This is a genomic window from Lonsdalea quercina subsp. quercina, from assembly GCF_000688695.1.
Lineage (GTDB): Bacteria > Pseudomonadota > Gammaproteobacteria > Enterobacterales > Enterobacteriaceae > Lonsdalea > Lonsdalea quercina_D.
The window spans coordinates 1-1244 of record NZ_JIBQ01000033.1 but is presented as its reverse complement, the minus strand read 5'-3'; the positions used below and the strand labels follow the sequence as shown (position 1 = coordinate 1244).

Annotated in this window: 1 tRNA gene and 6 other RNA genes; all 7 read right to left on the bottom strand. The window is 57.0% G+C overall.

What is annotated here, in order from left to right:
- Positions 1-18: 18 nt before the first annotated feature.
- Positions 19-149, bottom strand: a non-coding RNA gene (locus tag SB13_RS17560) — RtT sRNA.
- Between the two features lie 46 nt (positions 150-195).
- A non-coding RNA gene (locus SB13_RS17555) (RtT sRNA) lies at positions 196-326 on the bottom strand.
- A gap of 46 nt (positions 327-372) precedes the next feature.
- Positions 373-503: non-coding RNA, RtT sRNA (locus SB13_RS17550), on the bottom strand.
- A gap of 46 nt (positions 504-549) precedes the next feature.
- Positions 550-680: non-coding RNA, RtT sRNA (locus tag SB13_RS17545), on the bottom strand.
- Positions 681-726: 46 nt separating this feature from the next.
- Positions 727-857: non-coding RNA, RtT sRNA (locus tag SB13_RS17540), on the bottom strand.
- 46 nt (positions 858-903) lie between these two features.
- Positions 904-1034, bottom strand: a non-coding RNA gene (locus SB13_RS17535) — RtT sRNA.
- Between the two features lie 46 nt (positions 1035-1080).
- A tRNA-Ser gene (locus SB13_RS16930) sits at positions 1081-1170 on the bottom strand.
- Positions 1171-1244 lie beyond the last annotated feature (74 nt).

Sequence of the window (1244 nt, the reverse complement as noted above, 5' to 3'; positions counted from 1 at the left end):
GGGCTTTCTCTGTAAATATGGCGGTGAGGGAGGGATTCACTGCGGCGCTTCGCGCCTTGCCCTTCGGGTGGCCTGACGGCCATGCAAAACGGCGCTGCCGTTTTGTCGAACCCTGACGAGGGTTCTCACCCTCCCTCAAGGGGATCTCTGCATAAAAAAAAGCCCAAACGTAAGTTCGGGCTTTCTCTGTAAATATGGCGGTGAGGGAGGGATTCACTGCGGCGCTGCGCGCCTTGCCCTTCGGGTGGCCTGACGGCCATGCAAAACGGCGCTGCCGTTTTGTCGAACCCTGACGAGGGTTCTCACCCTCCCTCAAGGGGATCTCTGCATAAAAAAAAGCCCAAACGTAAGTTCGGGCTTTCTCTGTAAATATGGCGGTGAGGGAGGGATTCACTGCGGCGCTGCGCGCCTTGCCCTTCGGGTGGCCTGACGGCCATGCAAAACGGCGCTGCCGTTTTGTCGAACCCTGACGAGGGTTCTCACCCTCCCTCAAGGGGAGCTCTGCATACAAAAAAGCCTGAACTTTCGCTCAGGCTTTCTTATGGAATATGGCGGTGAGGGAGGGATTCACAGCGGCGCTGCGCGCCTTGCCCTTCGGGTGGCTTGGCGGCCATGCAAAACGGCGATGCCGTTTTGTCGAACCCTGACGAGGGTTCTCACCCTCCCTCAAGGGGATCTCTGCATACAAAAAAGCCTGAACTTTCGCTCAGGCTTTCTTATGGAATATGGCGGTGAGGGAGGGATTCACAGCGGCGCTGCGCGCCTTGCCCTTCGGGTGGCCTGACGGCCATGCAAAACGGCGTTGCCGTTTTGTCGAACCCTGACGAGGGTTCTCACCCTCCCTCAAGGGGATCTCTGCATACAAAAAAGCATGAACTTTCGCTCAGGCTTTCTTATGGAATATGGCGGTGAGGGAGGGATTCACAGCGGCGCTGCGCGCCTTGCCCTTCGGGTGGCNTGACGGCCATGCAAAACGGCGCTGCCGTTTTGTCGAACCCTGACGAGGGTTCTCACCCTCCCTCAAGGGGATCTCTGCATAAAAAAAAACCCAAACGTAAGTTCGGGCTTTCTCTGTAAATATGGCGGTGAGGGAGGGATTCGAACCCTCGATACGTTTTCACGTATACACACTTTCCAGGCGTGCTCCTTCAGCCTCTCGGACACCTCACCGGTGGTTGTCCTCTCAGACAACGGGCGCTACTGTAGGGAAATTCCCCTGCAGCGTCAACACACTTATGCCTCGT